This window comes from Candidatus Streptomyces philanthi, from assembly GCF_059553635.1.
Genome location: NZ_JCANQV010000314.1, coordinates 1 through 6328, shown reverse-complemented (window position 1 = coordinate 6328; position 6328 = coordinate 1). Strand labels below are relative to the sequence as shown.

Below are 6328 nucleotides of genomic sequence, written 5' to 3'. Positions count from 1 at the left end.
ATGCGGCGGAGTGTCGTCGTGGACTCGTCGCGGGTCTCGGGGCGTCCGGGGGGCGGCGGCATCGCGCCGGGGGCCCCGCCGCCGAAGGGCGGGATGAGGGCGGTGGCCTCCGCGTCCGCGGTGACCGGCGGGATCAGGGCGGTGGCCTGGGAGTCCGCCGCGATCGGCGGGATGAGCGCGGTGGCCTCCGCGTCCGCCGTGACGGGCGGGATCAGCGCCGTGGGCTCGGACCCGCTCACGGCGGGCGGCAGGGGCGCGCCGTGCTGCGGCGTCGCGGGCACCAACTGCCCGGAGGGGTAGGGCTGCTGATGCGGCGGCGGCTGCGCGCCGTAGGGCTGCTGATGCCCGTACGGCGGTGCCTCGGGGGGCAGCGCGCCGGGGGCGTGGTGGGGCCGGTCGCCGTACTGCGGTGCGGGGGCGCCCTGGTACGGCGGCGGGAACGTTCCTCCGTGGGCGGGCGGCTGCTGCGGGGGGTAGGGCTGTCCGGGCTGGGGCGCGCCGTACGGCTGCGGCGCGGACTGCGCGCCGGGCCCCCAGGGCTGGCCCCAGGGCTGACCGGCCGGGGGCGTGCCGTGCTGCGGGGCGGCCCACGGCTCACCGTTGGGGGGCAGCACCACGCCCTCCCGCGGGGTTCCGGCCGCAGAATCCTGCGGGTCGTGACCCTGTCCGCGCTGCGTCACCGGGGCTCCTACCGTCGTACGGTCCTACGGAATCGTCGGGTCACGCTACCGGTTCGCGGCGGCGTTCGCCCACGGGCCCGGTCCCGGCCACCGGTCACCGCGGCCGTCCCCGGCGCGTACCGGGGGCCGGGGAACGTCTCCGGCGCGCCGCCCGGCCCGTACGTACGACCGCACGGGGAGGCGTCGTCGCGGGGCCGGCCGGCGGGCAGGACACCGGACGTCCCGTCACCTCCCCGGCCCCTCCGTCCTCTCTTTCCTCCTCCTTTCCCTCACTCCTCGTTCGCGCGGCCGCAAGCCCTTAGGCCCCCGAAATGCCCCGGTCCCGCCCGTACTCGGGCTTCTCCCGGGGCACGCCGGGGGATCTCTCCGGCCGGGCGGCGTTCCTAGGCCGCGGCCCGCAGTTCCATCCGGGCGCTGAACTCCCGTACCACCGGCTCGTCCCGGTACGGCTCCAGCCGCAGCCGGAAGTCGTCCAGGTACTCCGCGCCGCGGTGCGAGCGCATCGTGTCGAGGAGTTCCACGGCCCGGGTGCCGGTGTGGCAGGCGAGTTCGACCTCGCGCTGCTGCACCTGGGCGGAGGCCAGCAGCAGCAGGCCGATGGAGCGGCGGCGGACCCGGTCGGACGGGTGCCCGTCCAGTGCCTCCTGCGCGCGTTGCGCGGCGGGCGCCGCCTGCCCCAGGTCGCGGTGGCAGTGGGCGAGTTCGTCGGCGAGGTACGCCGGGGAGAAGTGGCCGATCCAGTGCGGGTCGTCGCCCGCCTCGGTGGCGGCCTCGGCGCGGTCCATCGAGGTCAGGGCGCGGCCCGCCGCCGTCTGGAAGGACCGGGCGTCGCCCATCAGCGCGTGCCCGCGCGCCTCCGCGGCGTGGAACATCGCCTCGGCGCGGGGCGGGACCTGCCCGCGTGCTCCTTCCTGTGCGGCCCGCGCGAGTTGGGCGATCTCACGGGGGTTGCCGAGCGCGGCGGCGAGATGGCTCATGCTCGCGGCGAGGACGTACCCGCCGTAGCCGCGGTCGCCGGCCGCCTGCGCCAGACGCAGCGCCTGGATGTAGTAGCGCTGCGCGAGGCCGGGCTGGCCGGTGTCGACGGCCATGTAGCCGCCCAGTTCCGTCAACCGGGCGACAGCGGCGAACAGTTCGCGTCCGACGGCCTCGCGGTACGAGCCGGCGAGCAGCCCGGAGACGACGCTGTTGAGGTAGTGCACCACCACCGGGCGGACGTGTCCGCTGCCGAAGCGGTGGTCGAGTTCGCCGAGTGCCGCGGTCATGGCGCGTACGGCGGCGACATCGGAGACACCGACGCGGGAGCCCGCCTTGCGGGCCACCTGGGTGTCGGCCCCGGTGATCAGCCAGTCGCGGCTGGGTTCCACCAGGGCGGAGGCCGCCACCGTCGAGCCGCTGAGGAAGTCGCGGCGGCCGACGTCGCTGCGCCACAGCTCGCAGACCTGCTCGATGGCGCCGAGCACGGTCGGGGAGAACTGGAGTCCCACCCCGGAGGCGAGGTTCTTGCCGTCGGCCATCCCGATCTCGTCGAGGGTGACGGTGCGGCCGAGCTTGCGGCCCAGTGCCTCGGCGATGACGGCCGGGGCGCGGCCGCGCGGCTGCTGTCCGCGCAGCCAGCGGGCCACCGAGGTCTTGTCGTACCGCAGGTCGAGGCCGTGTTCCGCACCGCACATGTTGACGCGGCGGGCCAGTCCGGCGTTGGAGCAGGCGGCTTCCTGGATCAGCGTCTGCAACCGTTCGTTGGGCTGCCGTGTGACGAGTGGCCTTGCGGCCATGCTGTACCCCCTCTGACTGCTGCGCGTTCACCGCTGAACGCCGTTCCTTGTCCTCAATTCCCCGCAGATATCCCGGATATCCCGGACTCTTCGCGGCGGAATATGACGAGTGCAATGAGTGTGACGAATGAGATCTATGGGACTAATGGGTTGAGCGCGGGTATAACCGTCCGATGACTACCCACGTCGCGCGCCAGCGCCGTACCCGCGCCCCCGGAATTGCCTCCATGCGCCCCGCGCCCCCGGACCGCGCCTCGCGAACGCCCTGCTCAGCCCGTGTTTCCCTACCGGGAAAGGGGGTTGACCCACGCGCCGCCCGGCGCACGGCCACCGGCCCGCCTCCACCGCCCCTTCCTCCTCCCCGCCCCCGGTCGCCGGATGCCGCACCGTCCCGGCCGCCCCACCTAAACCGCACGTAAGGTGGAACATCCGGACGGGGGCGACCGGCTCCCGTGGCACACCGAAAGGAACCGGTGGACAGAGTGGCGGAACAGATCGAGGGGCGGGGCGCCGCGGCGCCGCTCACGGGGGACTCGGGCGCTGTGCCCGCTGTTCGGATAGAGGGCCTGTGGAAGAAGTTCGGTGAGCAGGTCGCGGTCGCGGGCATCGACCTGACGCTGCCCGCCGGCCGGTTCATCGGCCTGGTCGGCCCCAACGGCGCGGGCAAGACGACCACGCTGTCCATGGTGACGGGACTGCTGCGGCCGGACTCCGGCCGCGTCGAGATCAGCGGGCACGACGTGTGGCAGGACCCGGTGGCGGTGAAGTCCCGGATCGGTGTCCTCCCCGAGGGCCTGCGCCTGTTCGAACGGCTCTCGGGCCGCGAACTGCTCGGCTACATGGGGCGGCTGCGCGGGCTGCCCGGTGACGAGGTCGACAAGCGCGCCGACCAGCTGCTGGACGTCCTGGGCCTGGCCGCCTCGCAGCACAAGCTCGTCGTGGACTACTCCACCGGTATGCGCAAGAAGATCGGGCTGGCCGCGGCGCTGCTGCACAACCCGGAGGTCCTCTTCCTCGACGAGCCCTTCGAGGGCGTCGACCCGGTGTCGGCCCAGACCATCCGGGGTGTCCTGGAGCGCTACACGGACTCCGGCGCCACGGTGATCTTCTCCAGCCATGTGATGGAACTCGTCGAGTCCCTGTGCGACTGGGTCGCGGTGATCGCCGCCGGGCGCATCCAGGCACAGGGCCCGCTCGAAACGGTGCGCGGTGCGGCACCGACGCTCCAGGAGGCGTTCTTGGAGCTGGTCGGCGAGGGCAGCCGCCGCCGTGCCGGGCAGCAGAACCTCGACTGGCTGGGCGGCGGCGCCCGATGAGCACCGCTTCTCCCGCGGCCGCCCCGTCGGCACCCGCCGTCTTCGTCCGGCTGAAACTGTCGCTGCTGCGCAACGGGCTGCGGCAGTCACCGGGCCGCACCATCGCCTATGTCGCGTCGATCATCGTCGGGCTGCTGTTCGCGGCCGGTGTGGTCCTGGGTCTGGTCGCGCTGCGCGGCACCTCGCACATCGCGGCGCTGGCCGTGCTGCTGACCGGCATCCTCACCGCCGGCTGGGCGGTGATGCCGCTGTTCTTCCCGTCCGGTGACGAGACGCTGGACCCGTCGCGGCTGGTGATGCTGCCGTTGCGGCCGGGGCCGCTGGTCATGGCGCTGCTGGCGGCGTCGCTGGTCGGGGTCGGGCCCGTGGTCACCCTGGCACTGGCGGCCGGCGCGGTCGTCGCCCTCGCGGAGGGGCCGGTCGCCGCGGTGTTCGGCGTACTGGCGGCCGTCCTGGTGGTGTTGGTGTGCGCCTGTCTGGCACGGGCCATCGCCACCGCCTCGGTCCGGCTGCTGACCAGCCGCCGCGGCCGTGACCTGGCCGTGCTGAGCGGTCTGTTCATCGCGGTCGGCGCCCAGGGCATCAACCTCGCCGTCCAGAAGCTCCAGACCCAGGACGCCCTGGCCGTCCTGGAGCCGATGAGCGAGGTCGTGCGGTGGGTGCCGCCGGCATCGGCGATCGCGGCCGTCGCGGACGCCTCCGACGGCGCGTACGGGCGGGCCGCCGCGGGCCTGGGGCTGACGGTGCTGGCGTTGGCGCTGCTGCTGTGGTGGTGGCGGCGGACCCTCACCACCCTGATGACGGCACCCGATTCGTCCACCCTCCAGGCCGCGGAGAAGAAGACCAAGCGGCGCTCCGCGGGGTCCGCGCCGCGCGGTGCGGCCCGGCTGCTGCCGGACGGCCGGACCGGCGCGGTGATCCTGCGCTCCCTGCGGTACGCGTGGCGCTACCCGAAGGCGAAGATGTCCTGGGCGTCGTCGCTGATGGTGGGCCTGCTGGTGCCGGTGGTCACGGCCGCGCAGGGCAACGGCTCGATGTACGCGACGTTCACGGCGTCCGCGCTGCTGGGCATGCAGATGTACAACCAGTTCGGGCAGGACACCTCGGCCTTCTGGATGGTCGCCTCGACGATCGCCTCGCCCCGTGACGCGTTCGTCGAACTGCGGGCGCGGGCCCTGATGCTGGCCATGGTGGCCGTCCCGTACACCACGCTGGTGGTGGCCGGTACCGCCGTGTTCCTGGACGCGTGGTCGCAGTTCCCGGAGGTCTACGGGCTGTCGCTGGCGCTGCTGGGCGCGCTGATCGCCACGGGCGCGCTGTCCTCGGCGCTGTTCCCGTACTCGATCCCGTCCGAGGGCAACAAGAACGTCGCGCCGGGCCAGGGGGCCATCGCGTGGTTCAGCCTCTTCGGCGGCCTGATCGTGGGTACGGTCCTCAGCGCGCCGCTGCTGGTGCTGACCCTCTGGCTGCACCTCGCCGGCCTCCACGCCTACCTGTGGGTGCTGCTGCCCGCGGGCGTGGTGTACGGCCTGGTCATGGCGACGGTGGGCCTGCGCGTGGCCGCGCCCCGGGTGGCGCGGCGGCTGCCGGAGATCCTGGCCGCGGTCAACAAGGGGTGACGGACGGGTCTTCCGTCGCACGACAGGGGCGTCCTCGGCAGGTGTCTGCCGGGGGCGCCCCTGCGCGTGCGCCCGGGGCGTCGCGGCGGGCCCTGGCGCGGCGTTCCGCCGGCGGATCGGGAGGTGCGTCGGAGGGCCGGCGGCCCACCTGGGAGCCACCACCGGAAAGTTATCCACAGGCTTCGGCGGGGCGTGGACGCGCGCGGTAGCGTCAGCAATCGATCCGAACACGAGGACGAACGGGGGGTGAAGGCCGTGCGACGCATCGCCGTCACGCTGGTCGTGGGGTGGCTGGCGCTGCTGGGGGCCGCCGTACCGGCGGTCGCGGCCCCCGCGCCGCCGCCCGGCCGGACCGCCTACATCGCCGACCGGCTCCGCCACGACCCGGTCTACATCAGCGACCAGATGCCCCGCGCCCTGCCCCGCTCGGCCGCGCCCGAGTTCGCGGAGCGGGCCCGGCGGCTCGGCGTGCCGACCTATGTCGTCGTCCTGCCCGACGCCGACTTCGTCAACGGCGGCACCTTCCTCGCCGGTGTCCACGACCGGCTGGGCCGCAAGGGCCTGTACGTCGTGCTGGGCCCGGGCGGCGCCCCCAGCGCGCAGGCGTACGGCGTGGACCTCCCCGGTGTCCAGGACGCCGCCTCGGCGACGCTGTACGAGCTGCCGTACGACGCCACGCCCCGCGAGACGTTCCGGCACTTCGTCGACGTGCTCGCCTCGGGCCGGGCGCACGAGCGCTACCGGGCCGCCGCCGACGCCTCCCGCGCTCGGGGCGGGGAGCCGCTGCCCCGGCTGCACACCACCCTGGGCGACCGCGAGGAACAGAGCCGCCTCTCGGGCCTGGTCATCGCCGGTGTACCGCTGTCGGCCCTGCTGGTGACGCTCTATGTCCGCCGTCGCCGCCGGATGCACCGCGCCGGGTCCGGCCCGCTCCCCGG

3 protein-coding genes and 2 pseudogenes are annotated in these 6328 nt (G+C 74.2%); 3 read left to right on the top strand and 2 right to left on the bottom strand.

The annotated features are described in order from the left end of the window. Positions 1 to 680: pseudogene (locus AC51EU_RS25630) on the bottom strand (hypothetical protein); the annotation flags it as partial. 383 nt (positions 681 to 1063) lie between these two features. Then, positions 1064 to 2455, bottom strand: a complete 1392-nt coding sequence (locus AC51EU_RS25625; RefSeq protein WP_496269442.1) for an NsdA family TPR-like regulatory protein — start codon at positions 2453 to 2455, stop codon at positions 1064 to 1066. Between the two features lie 482 nt (positions 2456 to 2937). Here AC51EU_RS25625 and AC51EU_RS25620 point away from each other — a divergent pair, with 482 nt between their 5' ends. The 3 genes and pseudogenes from AC51EU_RS25620 to AC51EU_RS25610 form a co-directional block, all read left to right on the top strand. Next, on the top strand, positions 2938 to 3771 hold the full coding sequence (locus AC51EU_RS25620; protein ID WP_496269443.1) for an ABC transporter ATP-binding protein: 834 nt from the start codon (positions 2938 to 2940) through the stop codon (positions 3769 to 3771). Continuing rightward, the gene (locus AC51EU_RS25615; protein ID WP_496269441.1) at positions 3768 to 5390 is read left to right on the top strand and encodes a transporter; all 1623 of its coding nucleotides are present in this window, start codon (positions 3768 to 3770) and stop codon (positions 5388 to 5390) included. The genes AC51EU_RS25620 and AC51EU_RS25615 overlap by 4 nt, the downstream gene beginning before the upstream one ends. Positions 5391 to 5645: 255 nt before the next feature. Beyond that, a pseudogene (locus tag AC51EU_RS25610) lies at positions 5646 to 6328 on the top strand (hypothetical protein); the annotation flags it as partial.